This is a genomic window from Streptosporangium sp. NPDC049248 (assembly GCF_040678965.1).
Taxonomy (GTDB): Bacteria; Actinomycetota; Actinomycetes; order Streptosporangiales; family Streptosporangiaceae; genus Streptosporangium; species Streptosporangium fukuiense.
This window is the reverse complement of record NZ_JBFAQY010000033.1, coordinates 12,428-34,149: the sequence shown is the minus strand read 5'-3', so window position 1 is coordinate 34,149 and position 21,722 is coordinate 12,428. Positions and strand designations below refer to the sequence as shown.

Here is a 21,722-nt window from a genome sequence, read left to right as displayed (position 1 = left end):
ACCATTCAGGGACGTAGTGGCAGCCGTAGCGACACGTGCCACTCTCCACCTGCGGGACCGGCGTCGAAGTCGCCGCCCAGCAGCGTGACCCGCTCGCGCATGCCACCGATGCCGCGCCCACTCCTGCCAGGCGCCCGTCCCGCCGGGTTGCACACGTCGAGCTCCAGATGGTCGTCGTGCACGGCCAGCGCCAGCCGTACCGGACCGGTCCCGTGGCGCAGGGCGTTGGTGAGCGACTCCTGGGCGATCCGGTAGACCTCCCGGGAGACCTCGGTGGGCACGGTGGCCAGGTCGCCGGTGATCTCAGCGGCGGCGCCGGTCCCGTGTACCAGGCCGCTCAGGTCGGCGAGCGTCCGCGCTGGGGCCGTGGACGACCCGTCTTCCTGCTCGCGCAACACCCCCAGCACCTGGTCCAGCTCCTCCAACGCCGCGCGCGCCGATTCCTCGATCGCCCCCAGCGCGGCCCGGACCGCCACGGGGTCGCGGTCCAGGACCCGGGCGGCCGCCCCGGCCTGCACGGTCACCACACTCAGCGCGTGCCCGATCGAGTCGTGCAGTTCACGGGCCAGGCCGTTGCGGACCGCCTGGCGGCGGACCCGCTCCTCCAGCAGCGCCAGCCGCTGGGCGGGTGAGGGACCTAGCAGCTTCGGCGCCGACCGGGCCAGCAGCGCGCCCACCCCGGCGGTCAGGTAGACGAGCGCGACCAGGAGGGCGACGCCCAGCAGCGGGCCGCCCCACCAGACCGCCCGCAAGGTGGACATGATCCACAGATCGAACGGGGCACCGGTGACCGGCAGCAGAATCGCCACGACCACGAACGGGACCGTCGTCAGCGTCAGTCCCGCCATCACCCCGCCGACCCCCAGGTGCAGGGTGAACCAGGTGGCGGTGCGCCGCCGCTCACCCCAGCTCCGCCTCCCGGACGCCCACCCGGCGGGCAGTGGGTCGATCTCGGCGCCCAGCAGGCTACGCGCCGCCGTCACCTCCAGCGCCCGGACCGGCAGCACCAGCCCGGTCAGTGCCACCAGCGGCAGCACCGCCAGGAAGACCAGCGGCTGGAGCGAGTCGCCTGACGCGGCCGACAACCCGGTCAGGCCACCGATCATGGAACCCACCATCACGTACGGCATCAGCAGCGCTCCGCCGAGGACGAGACAGGCCCACCGCAGATAGGTGGCGCGGCCGACAAGGGGTGACAGCATGCCTTCAATCATCCTCAACCGCGGACACCGCACGGCGGGCGAGTCCAGCGGGCGCGACCCCACTCGCTCTGCCCAGCCGCCATCCGGCCGTCGCCCAGCACACCCCCCAGAGAAGAAAGAACGGCGACCACAGCAGCAGATCCCAACGTGCCAGGTCGCGCGCCAGCGAGGCGTGCTCGACCGGGGGTGGGCGAACTCCGGTCAACAGCAGCACGTCGCCGACGAAGCCGAACCCAAGCACGCCGATCGACCGGACGATCATGAAGACTCCGAGCGTCCCGGTGATCGCGAGCAGCAACCGGCGCGGTACTCTCGCGCCCCAGGGCCTCACGGTGGCCAGCGCGACGATGACACCGACCACTGCGGCACCGGCCAGCAACCAGTGGCTTGCCACGAACAAGGGATCACGTGCGAGCAACTGTTCGCGCAGGTGTGGGGGCAGCGGGTCCTTGTCGGCCAGTGCGTTGGCCCCCAGTGCCTGAGCGAGTTTCATCGATCCGTACGCCGCGGCGCACACCGCGGCCCCGTACGCGCCCATCCGCGCCCGGTCAGCCCGCGACATGTCTCGTCGCCGCCGCGTAGGACCGGGTCATCTCCAGGAACAGCCCGATCACGAGGATGCCAAGGACTCCGTGGTACCACTGCCAGCCCACACCGATGCCGACGAACCCGTCCACGATCATGATCCCCGCACCGCCGCCAACGGCCAACAACATTCCGACCAGTACGAGCAGCATCAACGTTCTCGGCACCCGATGCCCCAGCGCCGTGACCGTGGCGAGGGCGACGCACGCGCCCAACACGCCGGACGCGGTTGCGAGCCACTGTGCGGTGGCCGCCTCCAAGAAATAGCTTCCAGTCTCGGCAGCCGACACCGGAGGGCCGCCCGGGAACCCGAGCCGGGCCTGCAGAGCAAAAGCGGCCTTCCCCACGGCGTAACCAAGGAACAGCACCGCCACCGCGTACGCCGGCCAGCGTCGCCGGCGATCAGAGGTAACCATGACCACGAGAGTAGAAGCCGCACGTCAAACGTCATTCCCCACAGCGGGGGAAGCACCTCCCCCGGCCGGGGGAGAACACCAGCGGCCTCCTTTGAGCGCGTTCCCGTTCGAATCTCGAAGGCGGGTGGCCGATCGAGTTCCGGGCCGACGTCCAGGCCAAGCGGGACGAGGTCGAACGAGACAGGGAAGGAGCATCCTTTCCAACTCTGGCCACAGAAGATCATCCCGCGCATATTCCGCGAGGCTGAACGCGCCACGATCGATCTTGAGGAGTTCCGGACAGTTCAACGCAGGTCAGAGGGCGTGTGTGGTCCATCCTGCACGGCCTTGAACGATCCTGAACCGCAACGGGGATCGCAACCGGTGATCCGACACCTCCTTCTTATGGCGAGAGCGCGAAACGCCGATTGTCTGGGCGGGAAGCCGATCCGGGTGAACGGGTGAGAGCAGATGATGTCCCACCTTGCTAACCCGAGCTTCGAGGAATTGCGCATGAGTGAACAGAGCCGGAGATGACGACGGGATGGAGCGCGGAGGTCGAGCGGATCTGTGACGCGACCATCATCGAGCGGTCCCGTCATGAGCCCGACCGGTTCGCCGACCTGTATGACAGGCACGCGGAGGAGATACATCGATACGTCACGCGCCGGCTAGGGCGGGAAACGGCAGACGACATCACGGCCGAGACCTTCCTCGCGGCGTTCCGCCGCCGGGACCGATACGACCTGACCCGCGACGACGCCCGCCCCTGGCTGTATGGCATGGCCACCAATCTGATCGGTAAGCACCGGCGCGCGGAGGTGCGGTTCTTTCGTGCCATCGCGCGCACCGGAGTCGACCCCGCTATCGAGTCGATCGCCGAGGAGGTGACCGATCGGGTCGGCGCGCAGAGCATCCGGCGGCAACTGGCTGACGCCCTGGCTCGCCTCAACGCGGGGCAGCGCGACGTGCTGCTGCTGGTCGCGGCGGGCGGCCTCGATCAAGAGCAGGTGGCAGCGGCACTCGGCGTCGCCATAGGGACCGTACATTCCCGGCTGCATCGCGCTCGAAAGAAGATGCGTGAAGCGCTGGGCGGAGTGAACCCCACTGATCCCGCACAGAAGGAAGGCAACCAATGGACGAACTGACCGAACTCGAACGGATGTGCGCCGAAGTGGCGCCCGCCTCACCGCACGCGCTGGCCGTGGGCCGCGGCCGGCTACTCGCCGCCACACGCACGAGCACAACCAGGACGCCTCTCCGTTGGCCGCGGATCGCGGTCACCGGCGCACTCGCCCTTAGCATGGCCGTCGCACTGATCGCTGTGAACGTAACGGGGGAGACGCCGAACCAACCGTCCGCCGTCGCAGCCGCCGCCATACTCGATCGAGCAGCCGAGGCGGCAGAGACCAAGCCCGATCCCACCCCACGCGACGACCAGTTCGTCTACGTCAAGGAGGCGCGGTGGTCCGGGGCACCCGGCAGCACCTCGCATCCCTATACCAACGAACGGTGGGAATCCGTCAACGGCAGCCACGCAGGGCTGAGGATCGAACACGGCAAGCGCGCGGTGATTCCCCCGCCCAAGCCGGGCGAGTACCACATCGTGCCGATCCGCTACACCGAACTCCGGACGCTCCCGACCGACCCCGACGAACTACTCGTCTACCTGCGGAACCTTCCCGCTGCGGACTCCGATGAGAGGGTCGCCGGATACCTCGCCGGATTGCTGGCCAACCCCGTCCTCCCGTCAGATCTGCGGCCCGCGGCTTATCGGGCGCTGGCAAAAGTGCCTGGGACACGAGTCCTTCAGGACGTCCTGGACGTGACGGATCGCCGAGGGCTGGGCATCGCGTGGGAACCCGGGTCGGAGTTCGGCGGCTCTGAGATGGTCCTCATCCTCGACCCTCACACCTTCGCCTACCTCGGTACCCGTCACACTTACGTCGAGGACGTCGGCCGCGACGGCATCGCCAAGGGCGACAAAATCGTCGATTGGGCCGCGCAGCTAGCGGTCGGCGTGACGGATACCGCAGGCGCGCAGCCATAGGGAATTTGCCTGGTCAATTAGGGTGTGACCTGGGTATACCCGAAGCCGCCGGTAGTGGAAGTCCACGGAGCCCTTTTCATCCTCCCAGCCGGACAGCTCGGGAGCCGGTGATGTACACAGAGGAGAACGAAACCGCCTGACTGGAGATGCATCGTGCCGCCCTTGTCATGATCACTTGCCTCTGCTTACATGTTCGAAGTGAGTCATGATTCCGATGTAGGCGGGCGTCCAGCACCTATTTCAGCGAAGGCGAACCCGACGAGCGGGATGGTGAACCACATCACGCTGCTCTTTGTCCTGGGTTCGGTTCCCCTTCTGCTCGCCAACTGGTTCATAGCTCTCATGGTTCTTAGCCCTACCTGCACCCTTTTATATGAGGGTGGCAACATAACGGAATGCGTCGGCGGGCTTTCAGAGGAAGAGTTGGCCGCCGCATCGGGAGTCGTCGCACTGGTTTTACTCCTCATCCAGATGGGACTGATCCTCATAGTGCGCCGGCGCACCCGCGGATCGTAGCGACGCTGCACGATCGGCGACGGAGCGCCTTGGGACGGCGGTGAACTGCAACCGGCCCGGAGGCTTCAACCGTCGTAGTCTTCGAACTCCCACGCTCCAATCCGGCCGATCTTCTCCGCAAGTTCGCTCCACGTCGGAGCCTCCAGCACCGCTATCCGGTCGCTCAGCCACGTGGTCACCTCGGCGGGATGCAACTCGGGCACGAAGAGCCAATGGCGGCCGATGAGAAAAGAATGACGTTGCAGCTGATCGGCGAGGGCCGATGGGGTGCAGACGGTGAGCTGGAACCGTTCCTCGCCCGGCTCTCCCTGCGGGCCGACGTACACCTCCAGCAGCTCGCAGGCATGGGCAGGGTCGTCGATGCTCCGCCCGAGTTCGAGGTCTGGCCATCGGAAGGCGCCCATGTGTGCTCTCATCACCCAATGGTCGCGTAACAGGGTGAAGCCATGAGCGGGCTGTCAGCTTGGGAAGTGCGTCGATCACGCCTTGAGGAATGGTTGAGCTGGGTATTCGGCCGATCATGAGTGGCCGTGGTTGACCTCTCGCCACCTTGGTTAAGGCCCGCTAATGGCCCAACCGCCGCCAAGGTGACCACTGTTGTCGTACGAGCCTTGTCGCTCTGCCGCTCAGAGCGACTCTGTGTCTACGAAACCAACGATCCGCCCGACGTCGGGCATCAGCGCAGAGATCAAGAGCGACAGCGGCGAACTTAACGACGTCGCTTCTGCTCGCGAATCGCCGCCTCCAGGCGTAATCCAAGACCGATCAGCGCGGTGAACCATAAGCCCACGAGCCATGGCCATGACGGGAACCTACCGTCGAAGAGCAGAATGCCGAAGGACAGAGCGGCGCCGCCAACCAACGCAATAGACCCCAGCATGCGAACAGATACGACATCGTCGTCGGATCTAGGGCCAGGAATGTAGGGAGGCGGGGTCTCTGTAGGCTCAGTCATGCTGGAGAGAATCCCACAGTTGATCCAATGGACGAAATCATCCACCTGCGTATACCTGCTCATTGCGGAATTGGAGTTCCTCCACCGAAGACCCGGGGTGTACGGAGGGCGTTTAGCAGGTGGGGCGAGTGACACCCAGCTTCCGAGCACTGGCAGGGGACAGGGTCGGGGGTGACCCATCCCTGCCGTGTCAGGACTACTTGGGCCGGGAGAGGGGTGACCGGGTGGACCTCGACGCCCTGTACCCAGTTCGCGAGCAGTCCTTCGGTGCCGCTGGAGTCGACCAGGACGATCGAGATGGGCTGGCTGAGCTTCCCCCGTAGGGCGGACATCTCGCCTGAGTCGAGCAGGGTGTGAACATCCGCGTCGTTCAGGAGGTCCTGGGCCATACGAGGGTGACCACGACCGAGAGGTACGCACACGTGTCCACACCGTTGATGCGCGATGCCGGGGAACGGCCGCCTCCGCGCTCTGGGGAAAATCCTGAGCGTTGCAACCAGGACTGCAACCACGACACCTTTAGAGATCAAAAAGGCCCCCTCCCTGTGTCTCGGGAGAGGGCCTCTGATCTGCGGAGGCTCGGGGATTTGAACCCCGGATGGGCGGTAAACCCAAACCGCATTAGCAGTGCGGCGCCATAGACCTGACTAGGCGAAGCCTCCTGGTAACCGTTCGGCTCAGGACAGAGTACCGGCCATCCGGCGAGGCGGCAAAGCGGTTGGTGATCACATCACGGGCAAGGGTTGGGCGAGAGTTGTCCACAGGCGGTGGATAACTTTCACCACCCCTGTGGACAAACCAGGGAGTCCCCAGCTGGGCTCGACGGGAATCCTGTGGATTCCCGATTTGCGAGACGCTACATCTCAACAAGCGGACATGCTGAGACCCCTCGCCGCCCGAAGGGGCGGGAGGGGTCCCGAGTGGTGTCGGAGATCAGGCGGCCGGGTTGGCCTCGCCCTCGATCTCAATCTTGATCTTCTTGCCGACCAGGACGCCACCGGTCTCCAGCGCCTGGTTCCAGGTCAGGCCGAACTCCTCGCGGTCGATCTCGGTCGTGATCGAGAAGCCCCAGACGTCCTGGCCCCACGGGTTGGTGCCGGCGCCACCGTACTCGACGGTGAGCTCGACCGGCTTGGTGACGTCGCGGACGGTGAGGTCGCCGACGAGAGTGAACTCGTCGCCGGAGTGGCCGGCGACACGGGTGCTGCGGAAGGTGATCGTGGGGAACTTCTCGGCGGACAGGAAGTCGTCGCTGCGCAGGTGGCCATCGCGGTCCGCGACACCGGTGTCGATGCTCGCGGTCTTGATCGAGAGCTCCGCGGAGGAGTCCAGGGGGTTCTCGGCGATGGTGACGGTGCCGGAGAAGTCGCCGAAGTGGCCGCGGACCTTGCTCACCATCATGTGCTTGACGACGAAGCCGATCCGGGTGTGGGCGACGTCCAGAGCGAAGGTTCCGGCGGCGGGGATCTGAAGGTTCTCCCAGGTCCGAGTGGTCATGCTGTGCTCCCGATGAGAAGGTTGCTGAGTAGATGATTGCAGCAACAGATTTCTACACGAGGAATATTCCTCTCGTCAACTACCTTCGGATAGAGTGTGAACGTGATCCCCTTTGACGACTCCCGGCTGACGGCGATGGGCCTCCTGGCAGAGGTCTACACCGGCATCTCAGCCAAGACACATGAGTCCTTTGCGACCGCGGGGCTCTCAGAGATCGACTTTGAGACGTTGATCAGGTTGGCGCGCTCGCCGGGACGGCGGCTGCGGATGAGCGACCTGGCGGCGCAGACGAGCCTGTCCACCAGCGGGATGACCCGGGTCGTCGACCGGCTGGAGCGCGAGGGGCTGGCCATGAGGCAGGCGTGCGCCACCGACAGGCGGGCCTCCTACGCGGTCCTCACCGAGGCCGGCGCCGACCGGCTCAGCGGCATCCTCCCCCGGCACCTGATCGACATCGACACCTGGTTCACCGGCCTGCTCTCCTCCGAGCAGCTCAGCATCTTCCTCGACACTCTCAGAATCATTCGCGACGCCGTACGGCCGTGTGCCACCGCGGGAGCGGAAACCGAGTCCGTCCCGTCTTCCCATGGCTAGAACCGTGGGGTTCCGACTCTCACCTGGCCGGGAGGGCTCCGGTCGACGTTCGGGCGGACCGGTTCGGGCGTTGTCCCGCGGATCTCACTGTAGCGAGGCCCCACCTGATCGCGATGGGCGAAAGATCCAGGGGACAGGCGCTAAACCCGATGCTCCAACTCCCGTGGGTCGGAGAGCGTGAGGTCGCCGCGGAGCTTGGCCATTCCCCGGGAGACCGTGCTCTTGACGGTCCCGACGCTGATGCCCAGGGTCTTGGCGATCTCCGATTCGGTCATGTCCTCGTAGTAACGCAGGACGACGGCGGTCCGCATCCGGGTGGGCAGCCGGTCGAGGGCCTGCTCGACCCGCTCGGGCAGGTGGGGGCCGCCCGCGAGCATCGGTTCGGGAAGTTCCTCGGACGGATACTCCTCCAGCTTGCGCCGCCGCCACCAGGAGATGTTGATGTTGACCATCGTCCGGCGCACATAGCGGTCCAGGGCGGCGTGGTCCTGGATACGGTCCCAGGCGAGGTAGGTCTTGACCAGTGCCACCTGCAGCAGGTCCTCGGCGTCGCTCGGATTCCCGGTGAGCTGGTAGGCGGCACGCAGTAACGCCGGGCCGCGAGCAACGACATACTCGCGGAACTCCTCATCGGTCCCGCCGGCCACCGTGATCACCAGCCTGTGCTCCAGGTGCGTATGGTGGCCAGAATCGCAGCCCGAACCCATACTGCGGCTGAACCGAAATCTATGTTTCATCCCATCAACGGTAAAGATCGGCTTCGATGGGCGACGGAGCACGCAAGAGATACTAGATAGCGGTTTGTCATCGAGTGGACACCAATGCGTTCTACCAAGGAGGGGAACTGTAGTACCTGGTTGGACACCTGCCGTGATTATTGGTGGAGCGGACAGCGAGACTCCGCGAAGCGTGTGACGCTGACTGCGACACCTCGCAGAACCTGGGGAGCGACGATGCCCTATCTCAGCGCCGATCGCCGCCGCGCACTGGCGGCAGCCGCGCTCGGCCGGGCGGCGCAGGAGCCTGGCCCCCTCCCCGTCGAGGGTGAGTCCTTCCACTCGGTCAGCGGTGCGATCCTCGACGTCAGCCCACACCTGATCGTCATCGACACTCCGGACGGCCACGAGGAGCGGCTCGTCATCGCACCGTGGGCGACCGCCTGGCGTGGCGAGGCCGTCCCTCCGGCAGACCTTCCCGTGGGCTCCAACGTGATCATCAGAGCGCTGCGGGCCGGCCGGGTCGTGGATCGGATCTGGGCGGACATCACCAGGATCACCGGTGTGATCCAGTCGATCGACGCGAAGGGCAAGGACCACTCCGTGGAGCTGTACTGCGGGCCGCACCGCGGGCGGCGTACGATCGTCATCCCCTACCGCGCCTCGGGACGCCTGCGGGTCAGGCATCCGCAGTTCGAACCCGGCTACCTGTTCGACGCCATCGGGGTCCGCGAGGACGGCGTGGCACAGGCTCGACTGCCCGCGACCTCGCAGCCGCCCTACCGGTGGAAGGCCGTGCCGACGCCTCCGCCAGGCTACAGCGGCACGCAGTCGCGGATCTCGGGCACGGCCACCTGGTCGGACACCTTCGACTGCGGGGAGCAGGGGGTGGCCTATCCCATGTTGGAGCGGTCCGATGCCGCGTGCGACGACACCGGAGTGTCCTGCACCGGGCTGCCGTACCTGTCGCTGGGTTCGATGCTCAACGTACGCAACGTGTGCGCCGGGCGAACCTCGGTCCTGCCGATCGTGGCGTGCGGCTGTCTGGCCGGCCGGTTCTGCGACCGGTGCCTGGAGTGCGGCACCTCCCCTCGCGGCCGGATTCTTGAGCTGTCACCGAGTTCCTTCGTGGAGCTCGGTGGAGACCTGACCGCCGGATGCTTCAACGCCAGACTTGGAATGGGGTGACACGGATGCTGACGACGATCGCCGCCGGACAACTGCCGGTCCTGCTCCTGCTGCTGGCCGCAGGTACGGTCGCGAAGGTCTGGACCGTCGTGCGCGAGGCCGAACCCGGCATGCTGAGCAGGCTGGGGCCTGCCGTGCTGGTGCCCGAACGCTGGCGTAAGCACATGATGCTGGTCTGCGCGTTCGGCGAGCTGTTCCTGGCGTGCGGCCTGCTGGTGAGTGGCCGGCCGTTCTTCCGGTGGGCGGTCGTCGCGTTCTTCGCGGTGTCCACCTATGTCCTGTGGGAACTGCGGCGCCGGCGCCCGGACGTGGGATGCGGATGCTTCGGCGAGGTCAGTGCGGTACCGGTGGGACGGCGATCGCTGGGCCGCACCATGGTGCTGACGGCCATGTCCGCGGGGCTGCTGCTGACTCCGGAGATCTCCGGCTGGGAGGCGATCGCCGGTATGACGTGGACGCACCTGCCCTCCGTGATCGCCGGACTGCTGGTGCTCGCCGCGCTCTCGCCGGAGATCGAGGAGGCGGTCGCCAGGCTCCGCTACCGGGCCCCCTGTGAGCAGCGCCGCTTCGACCCGGCCACCGCGCTCGGCCGACTGCGGTCGAGCACGGTCTGGCGCTCGCACACCGGCCGGCTGACGAGCACGGAGCCGGTCGACAGTTGGCGGGAGCTGTGCTGGCGGTTCTTCGTCTACCCGGGACAGAGCCACGCGGGCGACCCCGTCGACGTGGTCTTCGCGGTCTATCTGAGCGGGCGCCATCCGGCGGTGCGGGTTGCCATGGTCGGCTCCGACGGGCGTCCGGTGGAGACCACGTCTCTTCCGGAATCTCTGCCGGTATCGGCCTGATGCTAGAGAACCCTAGATTCCTTTAGGCCCTGTCCGCGGTCAGACAGCGCTTCCCGAGACACAGGATTGGGCTCTATATGGCTCTCTAGCTTCCCCACTAGAGAGCCATATAGAGAGCTAGGAGCTCCCCCATAGTATATCGAACAATTGTTCGCTCAGACCGGTTGGGATCGCAGAAACTTTCCGAAGTGCGGCACGGTGAACGCGATCAGCCCTCGCTCCGCACTGTAGATCAGGCCTTTCTTGATGAGGCTGTCTCGGGCCGGAGAGAGGCTCGACGGTTTACGGCCGAGCCCTTCGGCCACCTCGGCGGTGGCGACGGGCTCGTCACCGATGGCGGCCATGGCGTGCATATAGTCGCGCTCGGCCGGGGTGGCCCGCTCGTAGCGGCTGCCGAAGAAGCCGACCGCGAGCTCCTCCTCGGCCTCCGGCGCGGAGACCCTGATGTCGTCGGCGGTGATCGGGCTGCGCAGCGCCAGGTCCCAGGCGACCTTGCCGTACGCCTGGACGAAGTAGGGATAGCCGTCCGCCGCCACGTAGAGGGCGTCCAGGGCGTCCTGGGTGAACTCCACGCCCTCGCTCTCCGCCGGGGCGATGAGCGCCAGGTCGGCCGCGTCGCGGTCGAGACGGTCGATCCTGGCATAGCGGAAGAGTCGCTCAGAGTAGCTCTTGCTGGCCGACAGCACGCTGGGAAGGTGCGGCAGCCCCGCACCCACCACGATCAACGGGCCGCCGCTCTGGGAGAGCTCGTGACAGGCCGCGCAGAGCGCCGAGACGTCGGGGGCCTGCACATCCTGCATCTCGTCGATGAACAACGCGATGCCGACACCCAGATCGGTGGCGACCCCGGCGGCGTCGACGAACAACTCGGTGAGGTCGATCTCCAGATCCCCGGAATCGGCGCGTCCCCGCCCCGCGGGCACGTCGATCGCGGGCGACCAGTGCGAGGTGCCCTTGGCCGCGGACGGGTCGCGCATCGCGAACGCCTTGAGCACGCCGAGGAACTCCTCGATGCGCTCGGGTGCCCGGTGCCTGGGGGCCAGCTCGCGGACCGCCATGTGCAGGGCGGCGGCCACCGGACGCCGGATCGACTGGTCGGGCCTGGCCTCGATCTTCCCGGTGCCCCACAGCCGCTGCATGGCCATCGATTTGAAGGTGTTGAGCAGGACGGTCTTACCGACGCCGCGCAGCCCGGTGACCACCATGCTGCGCTCGGGGCGCCCGCGGGCCACCCGCTCAAGGACGATCTCGAACTGCTGTAGCTCACGGTCGCGGCCGGCGAGCTCTGGGGGGCGCTGTCCGGCACCTGGAGCGTAGGGATTGCGCACGGGGTCCACGCTCTCGGACTTTATGACGGGATATAGCGGTCGGCTTAGATTTCCGTAGAAAGAGCTACGGCGTGTCGCACCGCGCTCCACCGGCACCCGAGGAAACGGAGCGTGTGTCGCGAGCATCGCCATGGCACACCCCTTCACCTGGGAGGACGTCAGCCCGAACCCGTGTTCGATCCCGTGCCCATGACTGTAGCGCGGGTTCGAACACAGGCGCGATACGTTTCGATGAAAAGCCTTCCCAAGGAACCCGGGTTCGCGTGCCAAGCAGCTACAGATCGGGGCGTAAGCCGCGCCACGGACAGGCCCCGGAGCCACTCCGGCCTCAAAGAACGGCCGGCGGGTCGTCTCGTCGGCCATGAGCGTTCAGTCCCGGACGGTCAGCCCCATCGAACGCGCGGTGCCGGCGACGATCTTCTCGGCCTGGTCCAGGTCCGCGGTGTTGAGATCGGGCATCTTGCTCCTGGCGACCTCCCGCAGTTGCGCGCGGGTGATCGTGCCCGCCGCCTGATGCCCCGGGCGGGGGCTGCCTCCGTCCAGACCGATCGTCCGGCGGATCAGCGAGGCCGTGGTGGGCACCTTGATCGCCAGTTCGAACGAGCGGTCCTCGAACACGGTGACGACGACGGGGACCACGAATCCCCGCCGGTCCTGCGTGGCGGCGTTGTACCGGCGACAGAACTCCATGAGGTTCAGTCCCAGCGGGCCGAGGTCCTTGCCCACGGCGGCGGGGCCGGCCTCACCGGCCGGGAGTTGGAGCTTGGCGGTCCTGCTGACCTTCTTCTTCGACATGTCCGGCAACCTAAAATCTCCAGTTACTGGAGACTCAACGGAATAATGACCGCATGAGCTACACGATCGGACAGCTCGCCAGACTCTCCGGTCCGCCGGTGAAAACGATCCGCTCCCACTCCGACATCGGGGTGCTTCCCGAACGCGGCCGCACCCGGAGTGGCTACCGTCTCTACGACGACTTCCGCGCCTCCCTGCGCGAGATGGGCGGCGAGTTCCGGGAGAGGGCCGGCGAACTCGATCCGACCGCCTGGCACGAGGCCGACATCCTGATCACGGAGAGGGCGTCGGCCGGGGTGCGCGACGGCGTGGCCCGGATCCTCGCGCTCATCGTCGACGCACAGGAGCGCACCCCGGAGTCGGTGCCACGGGACCACACCGAGCACGACTCGCGCGATACCGGGAGCCGGTGGCCACGGTCAACGGCACCCCCGACCGACGGATTCCATGATCACCAATGAGTGAATCACCGCCGCGATCGCCCGCCACCTTGGGTAATTGATCAATTACAATGAACTGTTGTCCCTTTTGTCCGTTTTGATGGGAGGCGGCACGTGGCAAGATCTAAATTCACGGCCCGTACCCGGGCGGCGCTCGCGATGACCGTCGGCTGTCTGGCGGCCGCCTCCTGCGGCACGGCCGGCTCCCGGTCCGTGCCGGTCCAGCCCACGTCGTCCGCGCGGCCGACCTCGGCGGCATCGGAGCCGGCCGCCGCGACGGCGACCCCGACGACGACACCGACGACGACACCGGAACCCGGTACCGCGACACCGACCCCGACAGGCCCGCCGAAGTTCTCCGCGAAGATCTCCCCTGTCACCCGTCAGCTGCTCGAATACTCCTGGCGGCCGGGCTGCCCGGTCCCGCTCGGCGACCTGCGGCTGATCACGATGACCTACTGGGGCTTCGACGACAAGCCGCACACCGGCGAACTGGTGGTGAACAAGAGCGCGGTCGACGACATCGTCTCGATCTTCCGGCGCCTGTACGACTGGCGCTGGCCGATCAACAAGATGGAGCTCGTCGACGTCTACAAGGGCGACGACTTCGACTCGATCGACGCCAACAACACCTCGGCCTTCAACTGCCGCCCGGCGACGGGATCGAGCAGCTGGTCCAAGCACGCCTACGGCCGGGCCATCGACATCAATCCGCGCGAGAACCCGTACGTTTCGTCGAACGGCTCGGTGGCGCACAGCAACGCCCGCAAGTTCGCCAAGCGCCCGGTGCAGGCCCCCGGTGTGATCAACCCGGGCGACCGGGTGGTCAAGGCCTTCCAGGCGAAAGGCTGGGAATGGGGCGGTTACTGGTCAGGTATCAAGGACTACCAGCACTTCTCCAAGGGTGGGGGCTAAGAGCTGGGAAAACGCTCATTCCGTCACCCCCTGGGCCGTGCCTGGGCCGTGATCTTCAAGACGATCTTCGTTCGTGGGTCGTCGAAGGGCCCCGTCGATGGTCTTGCGCATCCGCTGCTCCGAGGACGGCATCAGGTGCCCGTACACGTCCAGCGTGAACTTCGCGCTGTGGTGGCCAGCCCACTCGGAGACGGCCGTGATCGCTTCGCCCTCGGCGAGCAGCAGGCTGACGAAATAGTGCCTTAGAGCGTGCATTCCGTGCTCACGGAATCGCTGGCCGCGCTTCTCGCCCGGCCCGAGCTTCGGCACGATGCCGGCGGTCTCGATCGCCGTGTGCCAGCGTTCGTTGAACCGATCCCGGAAGATCGCCCCGCCATAGGTGTTGCCCGGCATGCTGAAGAACAGCTTGACCGTCTCCGGGTCGCCGTCGAGGTCGGCCCACGGGAGGGTCACCTCGATGGGCGGGAACTCCCTCATGTGCTCCGCGAGATCCACCTTGACCAGCTCGGCCAGGGGGACCTCGCGCGTCTTGTCGCCCTTGGGGAGCGCAAAGACCAGCTTCCCCTTGATCACCTTGACCTGACGGCGGACCTCAACCACGCCCCGCAGCCAGTCGATGTCATCCGGAGACAGCCCGAAGATCTCACCCTGCCGCAAGCCGATCCCGGCGCCTACCGAGACCGTCGCCTGGAACTGCCGCGGCAGGGCATCGGCTGCCGCCCACACCTGTTCCATGCTCCACGGTTTGATCTTTTTCTTTACTACTGTCGGCAGAACGACCGCGGTGGCTTTGACAGGGTTCTTGGTGATCAGCTCATCGCCGATCGCCACCGAGAACACGAGGCCGACGTGGGCCATGATGACCTCGATATAGCTCGGAGCGAGCCCCGACTTCTCCATGCTCTTCACGAGCTGCTGGATCATGCTGGGGCGCCGCGCCAGGAGACCGATCTCCTTCTTCCCGATCACCGGGTACACGTGTTTGGCCAGCCGCTCGCGCATCTTGCCCCCGGTGCCGGGGGCAAGCGTCCGGCTCTCGATGATGTCCTCGGCAAGCTTCCTGAAGGTGACCTTGCCCGCGTCGGGGGCGATGTACGTGCCCCGCAAGACGTCGGCCTCGACCTCCTTCTTGAAGTTGTCCGCGTCGGCCTTCTTCACGAAGGACTTGTTGCGCTCCTCGCCGTCCGGATCGAGGTAGCGGACGCGCCACCGCTTGCCCTTGCCGTACCGAGCCGGATCCCGCTCCATGACCGGCTTGCCCGTCGGACCGACGACGAACTTCCCATCGGGGCCACGCTTCCGGCGCATCCAGCGATCATCGATGTGAGCCATCAGCCCTCCGAGTCCTCGTGGCCGGCGGTATCGCCCTCGCCGGGGAACCGGGCATACAGGACGCGCCCGCTGGCCTGCACCTCGTCGCTCATTCCCTCAGCGAACCGGTCTTGCCAGCTCTGCAAGGTAGACATGACATCCGGATCGGGCAGTTGGAGTTCCGGGGCGTCCTTGAGGTAGCTCGGGAGCGATTCACCACCTATCCCCTCCAGCCCTTCCCACAGAGTGAGGAACGCGTGCCAGGCCTCCAGCACTTTGAAGGCCCACGCCATCCCCCAGCGGGTCACTGGATCCAGATCCTCCGCACTCTGGGCGGAGGCCGGAATCCGCTCCATGAGCGCCAGGGCGAAAGACTCCACGTCCTCTACCCACTCACCCAGCACCTCGTTCACCTCGTCGGACCGTAGCTCGGAGCTGGATCGCAGCCGGTCTACGGCGTAGCGGATCTCGCGGTCAGAAGGAGATGCCGCGGTAGCCATCGAGTCGACGTCGACTCCCAGCACCTTGGCGATCAGGTGTGCCTCGTTCAGACGTACCGGGCGCTCGCCCGTCTCGATTCGCTGAACGGTCGGCTGGTGGAAGGGGAGCCCGTATGCCTTGAGCTGACGCGCGAGGTCGGTCTGGGTCATCTTCCGCGCTTCTCGGAGACGCTTCATCTGCTGGATGAAGTTGTATTCCCACATCGCGTGCGGGTTCGGCTGGTCTTCCACGACCGCAAGATATAACGGTTTGTAGATGCTTGTAAACGCTGGCAGTTGCGTGGAGTATCGGTCGTACTAAATAATGATCCGAAGATCGCAATCTACAAAGCCGCATCTGGCGCGAAGCGGCCCGACAGGGATCGTCGCCAAACATCCCCCTGCCGGGCCGTGAACCCCATCCGTTTGCCGAATTACCAGCTCAGGACAGGTCGAATGAAGACTACACACGCGCCCCGGCGCACCCCCAGCGCTCGCCCTGCGAACGACCGGCTCATGCTGCTCCCCGAGGTCGCCGACTACGTCCGGCGCACCGAGGCCACCCTCCGATACCTGCGACACGTAGGCGGGCCAGCCGCGCCGCCGCTCTGGCGTCAAGGTCGCAGGCTGGTCGCGTGGAAGAGCGAGGTTGACTCCTGGCTCGACGCACAGCGCGATGAAGACCCGCAGGCGGCTCGGCGGCTCGCGTGACCAACCCGCCCAAGTACGGCGGCAGCATCTTCCCCCAGCACGCCAAGCTCCTCATCGACTCCGCCATCAGTGTCGAGGTGGCCAAGGCCCGCGGCTACGTCTCCGTGGACACCAAGGCCCGACTCGACGCTCTCAACTTCGCCAAGGTCGGCCAGCGCATCCCCGGCCTGCTCATCCCGATCCGCGGCGCCGACGGCCTCGTCAAGATGTACCAGTACCGCCCCGACAACCCCCACGTGGACGACAAGGGCAAGTCGCGGAAGTACGAAATGCCCGTCGGCGTCAGGATGGCGGTGGACATCCCCACCACGATTCGCCACCAGATGGGAGACCCCAGCGTCCCGCTGTGGATCACCGAGGGATCCCGTAAAGCCGACGCAGCGGTCACCGCCGGCCTGTGCTGCATCGCGCTCCTGGGCGTCTGGAACTGGAAGGGCACCCCCGGCAAGGTCACCCTGCCCGCGTGGGAGGACATCGCGATCAACGGCCGCGACATCTTCGTGGCCTTCGACTCCGACGTCATGGAGAAAGACTCCGTCGCCCAGGCCCTCGACCGGTTCGGCGCATGGCTGCAATACCGCGGCGCCCGCGTCCAACTGGTCTACCTGCCCGACGGCGAAAACGGGGCGAAAATCGGCCTCGACGACTTCATCGCGGCCGGCGGCACCATCGAGCAGCTCCACAGCTTCGCCCGCAGGATCGAGCGAGCCACCGAACGCCCTGGCTCCGGCAAGGGCCCGTCACAGGCCGACGTCCTGCTCGACCTCGGTGCCGAGCGCTACATCCTCGGGCGATCCAAGGCGGGCGAGCCGTTCGCCGTGGCCAAGGACGGGCCCTACCTCGCCCGCCTGCTGCGAGGCGGACAGCACTCGTTGCGCGCCGAGCTCGCCGCGGCCTACCGGGAAACCTCCAGGCGCGCCGCTTCCAACAGCGCACTCGCCGACGCGATGCTCGCCATCGAAGGACAGGCACAGGCACAGGCCGCCGTAGAACTTCACCTACGCACCGCGCCAGACGGTGCCGGTGGGATCCTGCTCGACCTCGGACACGACGACGGCGCCATCGTCCACATCACCCCCGCAGGATGGGAGATCACCTACCCGACCTCGGGCCCGCTGTTCCGGCGCACCGAGGTCACCGGCGAACTCCCCACCCCCGTACGAGGTGGAAACGTCGAAATGCTGCGCTCGCTGATCAACGTCGCAGACGAGTATTGGCCCCTCCTGCTCGGCTGGCTCGTCGCGGCATACGTGCCCGACATCCCCCACCCCGTGGGACTACTCATTGGCGAGCAGGGTACGGCCAAGACCACCACGGGCAAGATGCTCGTCAACCTGATCGACCCCTCGGCCGCGCCCATGCGGGCCATGCCGCGCGATGAGCAGAACTGGGGAGTGGCCGCCTCCGCGTCCTGGGTCGTCGGCATCGACAACCTCTCCACAATCCAGCCGTGGCTGTCGGACGCCATGTGCCGCGCCGTAACCGGGGAGGCCCTGGTCTCTCGCCGCCTCTACACCAACAGCGACCTCTCCGTGCTGCACTTCCGCCGCGTCCTGCTGCTCACGAGCATCGACACCGGCTCACTCCGTGGGGACCTGGCCGACCGGCTGCTCTCCATCGAGCTTCACCCCATCCCTGAAGAGCGTCGTCGAACAGACCGCGAACTCACCGAGGCGTACGCCGCGGCTCACCCGAAGATCCTCGGCGCGCTGCTCGACCTCACCGCGCAGATGCTCGCCGCACTCCCCGAGGCCCGCCGGAATCTCACCGCGCGCCCCCGGATGGCGGACTTCGCCGAGATCCTGGCCGCCCTCGACTCCGTGCGGGGAACCAGCACGCTGAGAAGCTACTTGGACGCGCGCGACCAGATCGCCGCCGACCTGATCGACGACGACCCCATCGCCTCCGCCGTACGCGACATCGCCAGGGAGCACGGCACCTGGACCGACACCCCCGCGCAGCTGCTTGGCCTCATCGAGGCTCGCACGTTCGCCCCCCGGCCGAAGTGGTGGCCAAAGACCGCCGGCACCTTCTCTGGCTACCTGACGCGCTCGACACCCGCTCTTCGCAAGATCGGCATCGAGGTCGAGCGCAAGAAGATCAAGGGGAAGCGGCTCATCTCGCTGACGATCAAGGGTGACGACCCCACCCCCGAGAGCGTCACCCCAGAGGGCGAGAGCGTCACCCCAGACAGGGAGAGCGTCACCCCCCTCGTCACCCCGATGCCAACTCGCTGGCCTGCGACGGATGGAGAAATGTCCGGTTGGGGTGACGAGGGTGACGCTCTCGTACCCCCTCCCTCTGTTGAGGCGAGAAAAAGCGAAGGGGGGCAGGGGGCACGTCATGCGGACGAGCACGCAAATGGAGATGGGGCGTCATCGAGCGTCACCCTCGTCACCCTCGACCCCCGCAACATGGGTCACTGCGCCCGATGTCGCAGACCGTGGCTCGTCAACGGCCCACACGCCACAAGCAAGCTCTGCAGCGACTGCCAGAAGGAGAGCGCAGCATGAACACCGCCACCACCGCCCTACTCGACCAGGCCGGCGCCGCCGTCAACCACTCCCTCCGCTCCCTCGCCCACCTCGCCCACCGCCTCAACGGCACCCTCGGCCACAGCGAACCCGGACCCATCAGCACACACATCCTCGAACGACTCCACACCGGCCTCACCCGCGGCACCACCGGCTTCTGCACCCACCTGTCCTCCACCGCCCCCCAACCCGCGTTCTGGGTTCCCTGGGCAGCCGGAAAGATCCGCTGCGCCCCCTGCGCCGACCGCGCATACCAGCGCATCAAGAACACCCGCGAAGACCGGAAGTGCGACCGGTGCAGGCGCACGATGGTCACCACCAACACCCTCGGCTGGCAGCTCCCCGCCGTCATCCTCACCCTGCCCAGCGGACACGCCCGCTCCCTCCCCCCCGTACAAGTCCACTTCGCCCTGTGCACGCCCTGCCGGCAACTCGACCGGCCCGCCGCATGACGACCCCGCCCGCCCCGATGCGTCAACCCACAAGAAGCGCGTACACGCGCGCGAATGACCGGTCACTCCTGCCCCACGCGCGATCGTGTGCGCGGGCGCGTCAGGCGACCAGATGACGGACGTCCGCAGCTTCGCCCGGTCACTCCCCCCGCGCGCGATCGCGCATGCGCCCGCGTCAGGCGACCATCCTGCGTCCGTACGGTTCGAACGTTCCCAGCCGGACGACGCGGAGCGGGAGCGCCTGGCCGCCACGCTCGGCGCCCTGCTTCGCTCCCTGCGTGCCGAACGCCGCCTGTCCACCCGGGCCCTCGCCGTCCGCTCGACGGTGGCCCGGTCGACCATCACCCGACTGGAGGCCGGGGAGCGCCGGCCCCGGCCCGGGGTGTTGGCTGCGCTCGCCTACGGACTCGACCATGAGAACCCGGGCCCGGTCGCCGAGCTGCTCCAGGCCGCGGCCGCCGACTCCCTACGCCCCGACACCCCGCAGGGTCTCCGGAGACGTGCCCGCCGGTTCGGCAAGGCTCGCCGTGAGGTGAAGGCGCTCCGGGATGAGGTCGGGCGGGAGGCTGGTCGAGCCCGTGTCGCCGCGCGACAGCTCGCCCTCGCCGGGGCCCGCGCCTTCCCCATCCCCCCGGCCGGCAACCTCACCCGAGCCCAGCTCGACCGGCTGGAAGCCCAACTCGACCGCGCCGAAGCGCTCAGCGCCGAGTGTGAGCGCCTGTCTCGCCGCGCCCACGACCTCGCCGCCACGCTCGCCTGGCCATACCACCCGTTGGAGAGAACCCACCTTGAGCGACACCTTCAAGAATCCTGACCGGTACGACGTGACGACGGACGGCAAGCCCGACATCACGAAGATGCGGCGTCTCCTTCGCGAGCTACAGAAGGCCGAGCGGGGCCGGCGACTTGCCCAGGGCCGGGGGAAGCCGCGGACGCTTCGGGAGTGGGACATCTGGAGTGACGCGGTCAAGAAGCGGTTCGGCACCGGCGACGAGCCGGAGGAAGACGCCCTGTGAGCGCTCCTGATGAGCCGGGCCCGGCGCTCATCGCCACCGGCGCGTACCTGCCCGGGTCCGTCTGTGATCCCATCTGGCGGGTCCTGCGCGCCTACCTCGCCAAGCACCAGGCCGACGGAGGGCACATCCTCCCCGAGATCGTCACCGCCCTGGAAGTGCTGCGCGCGGCCGGGCAGCTGCACACCATCGCTTCCGGTCGCGGAAGGCCCTCGCTACCGGTCGCGGAAATCAGCGCATCCTCGTCAGAGCAGGCGCTGATCACCACCGACCAGTTGGCTGCCCGTCTCGGCGTGACCCCGCGGCAAGCCCGCAACATCGCCCGGGACAGGCATGTTCAGCCGGTGGCCCGGGGCTTGTGGAGAGCTGACGACGCCACCGCTTTGGAGGTGGCCAGAACACGGAGGTAACCCCTGTGCCCGACGAGCCCACACCCTCGCCCGCGCCGGCGCCTGTCACCCCGCCCGGGTGGCTTCCCGGCGGAGCTACCCCCGCCCCGCTGGTCTCCTCCTTCCAGCCGATGAAGCAGCCTCCCGCGCCGATGGGCCCGGCCCAGCATGATCCCGCCATCACCGCCGCGCAGACCCTTCAGGAGTCCTACGGGGCCCGCCTGGACGCGATCCGCAACGACTTCAACCTGTCGGATCTGGCCAAGGCCGAGGCTGTCGTTGCCGCCCACGAGCAGCACGGCGCCGAGTTGGAGAAGCTCGCCGGGGACTTGCAGGAGCGGCGTACCGCCCGCCTGGCCTACTTGCAGGGGCAGATCCCCAACGGTCCCGGGGTTCCCGCCGACGCCACCCCGGCTGATGCCGCGGTGATGACCACCGCGTTCCGTGCCGCCCTCAGTGAGGCCCGTACCGCTTCCCCGGAGCAGCGCGGCCAGATGCTCGCCGATGCCCTGCGGTTCGGCGACGAGCCCGCCCTACGCGCCGTGCTCACCGCGGCGGCCGATGTCGGGCAGGTGAAGCTGATCGACGCGTGGGCTCAGGCGGCCGGCAAGACGGAGGTGCTGGCGGAGATGCGGGCTTTGCGTGAGGAGATCGAGGGCCGCGGGCCCGGCCGGGCGTGGGCGTTCCAGGCGTTCCAGGCGGCCCGGCGCCCTGACGAGATGTTCACCCTCCCTGGCCTGCGGACCGCGGCCGAGCGGCAGGCACAGGAGCGCGCTCAGGCTTCCCGCCTCAACCCCACCTTCCGTCGATGA

General features: G+C 67.3%; 25 protein-coding genes and 1 tRNA gene. 15 read left to right on the top strand and 11 right to left on the bottom strand.

Annotated features, from left to right (window positions below; translation table 11 throughout):
- Positions 1-5: 5 nt before the first annotated feature.
- Genes AB0K21_RS37970 through AB0K21_RS37960 form a run of 3 tightly spaced genes read right to left on the bottom strand, consistent with a single transcriptional unit; the run spans position 6 to position 2,203 of the window.
- Positions 6-1,202 (bottom strand): histidine kinase, encoded by a 1,197-nt coding sequence (locus tag AB0K21_RS37970; protein ID WP_343972360.1) that lies wholly within the window; start codon positions 1,200-1,202, stop codon positions 6-8.
- Positions 1,203-1,206: 4 nt separating this feature from the next.
- Positions 1,207-1,764 carry a DUF3995 domain-containing protein gene (locus AB0K21_RS37965; RefSeq protein WP_343972357.1) on the bottom strand — a complete coding sequence of 186 codons (558 nt, stop codon included), beginning with the start codon at positions 1,762-1,764 and terminating at the stop codon, positions 1,207-1,209.
- Positions 1,751-2,203, bottom strand: coding sequence for a hypothetical protein (locus AB0K21_RS37960; RefSeq protein ID WP_343972354.1), 453 nt, complete (start codon positions 2,201-2,203; stop codon positions 1,751-1,753). Before AB0K21_RS37960 ends, AB0K21_RS37965 begins: the two co-directional genes overlap by 14 nt.
- A 512-nt stretch (positions 2,204-2,715) precedes the next feature.
- Here AB0K21_RS37960 and AB0K21_RS37955 point away from each other — a divergent pair.
- Both AB0K21_RS37955 and AB0K21_RS37950 read left to right on the top strand, forming a co-directional pair.
- Positions 2,716-3,330, top strand: a complete 615-nt coding sequence (locus tag AB0K21_RS37955; RefSeq protein ID WP_343972350.1) for an RNA polymerase sigma factor — start codon at positions 2,716-2,718, stop codon at positions 3,328-3,330.
- Positions 3,318-4,232 carry a CU044_5270 family protein gene (locus tag AB0K21_RS37950; RefSeq protein WP_343972347.1) on the top strand — a complete coding sequence of 305 codons (915 nt, stop codon included), beginning with the start codon at positions 3,318-3,320 and terminating at the stop codon, positions 4,230-4,232. The genes AB0K21_RS37955 and AB0K21_RS37950 overlap by 13 nt, the downstream gene beginning before the upstream one ends.
- A gap of 581 nt (positions 4,233-4,813) precedes the next feature.
- On the opposite strand, the gene AB0K21_RS37945 is transcribed toward AB0K21_RS37950, so the two are convergent.
- Positions 4,814-5,164, bottom strand: coding sequence for an Imm8 family immunity protein (locus AB0K21_RS37945; protein WP_343972342.1), 351 nt, complete (start codon positions 5,162-5,164; stop codon positions 4,814-4,816).
- A 755-nt stretch (positions 5,165-5,919) separates the two neighbouring features.
- Here AB0K21_RS37945 and AB0K21_RS37940 point away from each other — a divergent pair.
- Positions 5,920-6,060 (top strand): hypothetical protein, encoded by a 141-nt coding sequence (locus tag AB0K21_RS37940; RefSeq protein WP_343972340.1) that lies wholly within the window; start codon positions 5,920-5,922, stop codon positions 6,058-6,060.
- A 215-nt stretch (positions 6,061-6,275) separates the two neighbouring features.
- Here AB0K21_RS37940 and AB0K21_RS37935 read toward each other — a convergent pair.
- Both AB0K21_RS37935 and AB0K21_RS37930 read right to left on the bottom strand, forming a co-directional pair.
- Positions 6,276-6,365 (bottom strand) — tRNA-Ser (locus AB0K21_RS37935).
- A gap of 271 nt (positions 6,366-6,636) precedes the next feature.
- Complete coding sequence (locus tag AB0K21_RS37930; RefSeq protein ID WP_343970924.1) at positions 6,637-7,200, bottom strand: YceI family protein; 564 nt, start codon at positions 7,198-7,200, stop codon at positions 6,637-6,639.
- A gap of 96 nt (positions 7,201-7,296) precedes the next feature.
- Between AB0K21_RS37930 and AB0K21_RS37925 the strand changes: the two genes are divergently transcribed.
- Complete coding sequence (locus AB0K21_RS37925) at positions 7,297-7,794, top strand: MarR family transcriptional regulator (protein WP_343970921.1); 498 nt, start codon at positions 7,297-7,299, stop codon at positions 7,792-7,794.
- Between the two features lie 140 nt (positions 7,795-7,934).
- On the opposite strand, the gene AB0K21_RS37920 is transcribed toward AB0K21_RS37925, so the two are convergent.
- Complete coding sequence (locus tag AB0K21_RS37920) at positions 7,935-8,441, bottom strand: SigE family RNA polymerase sigma factor (protein WP_343970964.1); 507 nt, start codon at positions 8,439-8,441, stop codon at positions 7,935-7,937.
- Between the two features lie 306 nt (positions 8,442-8,747).
- On the opposite strand from AB0K21_RS37920, the gene AB0K21_RS37915 reads away from it, so the two are divergent.
- A complete protein-coding gene (locus AB0K21_RS37915; RefSeq protein ID WP_343970918.1) occupies positions 8,748-9,698 on the top strand; it encodes a hypothetical protein in 951 nt (316 codons plus the stop codon).
- Positions 9,699-9,703: 5 nt separating this feature from the next.
- On the top strand, positions 9,704-10,543 hold the full coding sequence (locus AB0K21_RS37910) for a MauE/DoxX family redox-associated membrane protein (protein ID WP_343970915.1): 840 nt from the start codon (positions 9,704-9,706) through the stop codon (positions 10,541-10,543).
- 155 nt (positions 10,544-10,698) lie between these two features.
- On the opposite strand, the gene AB0K21_RS37905 is transcribed toward AB0K21_RS37910, so the two are convergent.
- A complete protein-coding gene (locus AB0K21_RS37905) occupies positions 10,699-11,880 on the bottom strand; it encodes an ATP-binding protein (protein ID WP_030921042.1) in 1,182 nt (393 codons plus the stop codon).
- Between the two features lie 360 nt (positions 11,881-12,240).
- A complete protein-coding gene (rplK, locus tag AB0K21_RS37900) occupies positions 12,241-12,666 on the bottom strand; it encodes a 50S ribosomal protein L11 (protein WP_343970910.1) in 426 nt (141 codons plus the stop codon).
- Between the two features lie 53 nt (positions 12,667-12,719).
- On the opposite strand from rplK, the gene AB0K21_RS37895 reads away from it, so the two are divergent.
- Complete coding sequence (locus AB0K21_RS37895) at positions 12,720-13,127, top strand: MerR family DNA-binding transcriptional regulator (RefSeq protein ID WP_343970907.1); 408 nt, start codon at positions 12,720-12,722, stop codon at positions 13,125-13,127.
- 93 nt (positions 13,128-13,220) lie between these two features.
- Positions 13,221-14,021: a M15 family metallopeptidase gene (locus AB0K21_RS37890; RefSeq protein ID WP_364156992.1), complete on the top strand. Its 801-nt coding sequence runs from the start codon at positions 13,221-13,223 to the stop codon at positions 14,019-14,021.
- Positions 14,022-14,036: 15 nt separating this feature from the next.
- Here AB0K21_RS37890 and AB0K21_RS37885 read toward each other — a convergent pair whose 3' ends face one another.
- A complete protein-coding gene (locus AB0K21_RS37885; protein ID WP_364156989.1) occupies positions 14,037-15,179 on the bottom strand; it encodes a site-specific integrase in 1,143 nt (380 codons plus the stop codon).
- Positions 15,180-15,352: 173 nt separating this feature from the next.
- Positions 15,353-16,063, bottom strand: coding sequence for a helix-turn-helix transcriptional regulator (locus AB0K21_RS37880; RefSeq protein WP_364156986.1), 711 nt, complete (start codon positions 16,061-16,063; stop codon positions 15,353-15,355).
- 204 nt (positions 16,064-16,267) lie between these two features.
- On the opposite strand from AB0K21_RS37880, the gene AB0K21_RS37875 reads away from it, so the two are divergent.
- From AB0K21_RS37875 to AB0K21_RS37845, 7 genes are all read left to right on the top strand, one after another.
- On the top strand, positions 16,268-16,522 hold the full coding sequence (locus AB0K21_RS37875; protein ID WP_364156983.1) for a hypothetical protein: 255 nt from the start codon (positions 16,268-16,270) through the stop codon (positions 16,520-16,522).
- Positions 16,519-19,035 carry a DUF3854 domain-containing protein gene (locus AB0K21_RS37870; protein WP_364156980.1) on the top strand — a complete coding sequence of 839 codons (2,517 nt, stop codon included), beginning with the start codon at positions 16,519-16,521 and terminating at the stop codon, positions 19,033-19,035. Before AB0K21_RS37875 ends, AB0K21_RS37870 begins: the two co-directional genes overlap by 4 nt.
- A complete protein-coding gene (locus tag AB0K21_RS37865; RefSeq protein ID WP_364156977.1) occupies positions 19,032-19,508 on the top strand; it encodes a hypothetical protein in 477 nt (158 codons plus the stop codon). The genes AB0K21_RS37870 and AB0K21_RS37865 overlap by 4 nt, the downstream gene beginning before the upstream one ends.
- 112 nt (positions 19,509-19,620) lie before the next feature.
- A complete protein-coding gene (locus AB0K21_RS37860; RefSeq protein ID WP_364156974.1) occupies positions 19,621-20,322 on the top strand; it encodes a helix-turn-helix domain-containing protein in 702 nt (233 codons plus the stop codon).
- A complete protein-coding gene (locus AB0K21_RS37855; RefSeq protein ID WP_364156971.1) occupies positions 20,297-20,524 on the top strand; it encodes a hypothetical protein in 228 nt (75 codons plus the stop codon). Before AB0K21_RS37860 ends, AB0K21_RS37855 begins: the two co-directional genes overlap by 26 nt.
- Complete coding sequence (locus AB0K21_RS37850; RefSeq protein ID WP_364156968.1) at positions 20,521-20,931, top strand: hypothetical protein; 411 nt, start codon at positions 20,521-20,523, stop codon at positions 20,929-20,931. The genes AB0K21_RS37855 and AB0K21_RS37850 overlap by 4 nt, the downstream gene beginning before the upstream one ends.
- Positions 20,932-21,041: 110 nt before the next feature.
- A complete protein-coding gene (locus AB0K21_RS37845) occupies positions 21,042-21,722 on the top strand; it encodes a hypothetical protein (protein ID WP_364156965.1) in 681 nt (226 codons plus the stop codon).

What these genes read in the sequence shown, in the direction of transcription:
- AB0K21_RS37970 (WP_343972360.1), bottom strand. Translation starts at nt 1,202, where the DNA reads ATGCTGTCACCCCTTGTCGGCCGCGCCACCTATCTGCGGTGGGCCTGT.
- AB0K21_RS37915 (WP_343970918.1), top strand. Translation starts at nt 8,748, where the DNA reads ATGCCCTATCTCAGCGCCGATCGCCGCCGCGCACTGGCGGCAGCCGCG.
- AB0K21_RS37860 (WP_364156974.1), top strand. Translation starts at nt 19,621, where the DNA reads ATGACGGACGTCCGCAGCTTCGCCCGGTCACTCCCCCCGCGCGCGATC.
- AB0K21_RS37865 (WP_364156977.1), top strand. Translation starts at nt 19,032, where the DNA reads ATGAACACCGCCACCACCGCCCTACTCGACCAGGCCGGCGCCGCCGTC.
- AB0K21_RS37895 (WP_343970907.1), top strand. Translation starts at nt 12,720, where the DNA reads ATGAGCTACACGATCGGACAGCTCGCCAGACTCTCCGGTCCGCCGGTG.
- AB0K21_RS37875 (WP_364156983.1), top strand. Translation starts at nt 16,268, where the DNA reads ATGAAGACTACACACGCGCCCCGGCGCACCCCCAGCGCTCGCCCTGCG.
- AB0K21_RS37965 (WP_343972357.1), bottom strand. Translation starts at nt 1,764, where the DNA reads ATGTCGCGGGCTGACCGGGCGCGGATGGGCGCGTACGGGGCCGCGGTG.
- AB0K21_RS37930 (WP_343970924.1), bottom strand. Translation starts at nt 7,200, where the DNA reads ATGACCACTCGGACCTGGGAGAACCTTCAGATCCCCGCCGCCGGAACC.
- AB0K21_RS37960 (WP_343972354.1), bottom strand. Translation starts at nt 2,203, where the DNA reads ATGGTTACCTCTGATCGCCGGCGACGCTGGCCGGCGTACGCGGTGGCG.
- AB0K21_RS37910 (WP_343970915.1), top strand. Translation starts at nt 9,704, where the DNA reads ATGCTGACGACGATCGCCGCCGGACAACTGCCGGTCCTGCTCCTGCTG.
- rplK (WP_343970910.1), bottom strand. Translation starts at nt 12,666, where the DNA reads ATGTCGAAGAAGAAGGTCAGCAGGACCGCCAAGCTCCAACTCCCGGCC.
- AB0K21_RS37845 (WP_364156965.1), top strand. Translation starts at nt 21,042, where the DNA reads ATGAAGCAGCCTCCCGCGCCGATGGGCCCGGCCCAGCATGATCCCGCC.
- AB0K21_RS37955 (WP_343972350.1), top strand. Translation starts at nt 2,716, where the DNA reads ATGACGACGGGATGGAGCGCGGAGGTCGAGCGGATCTGTGACGCGACC.
- AB0K21_RS37950 (WP_343972347.1), top strand. Translation starts at nt 3,318, where the DNA reads ATGGACGAACTGACCGAACTCGAACGGATGTGCGCCGAAGTGGCGCCC.
- AB0K21_RS37945 (WP_343972342.1), bottom strand. Translation starts at nt 5,164, where the DNA reads ATGAGAGCACACATGGGCGCCTTCCGATGGCCAGACCTCGAACTCGGG.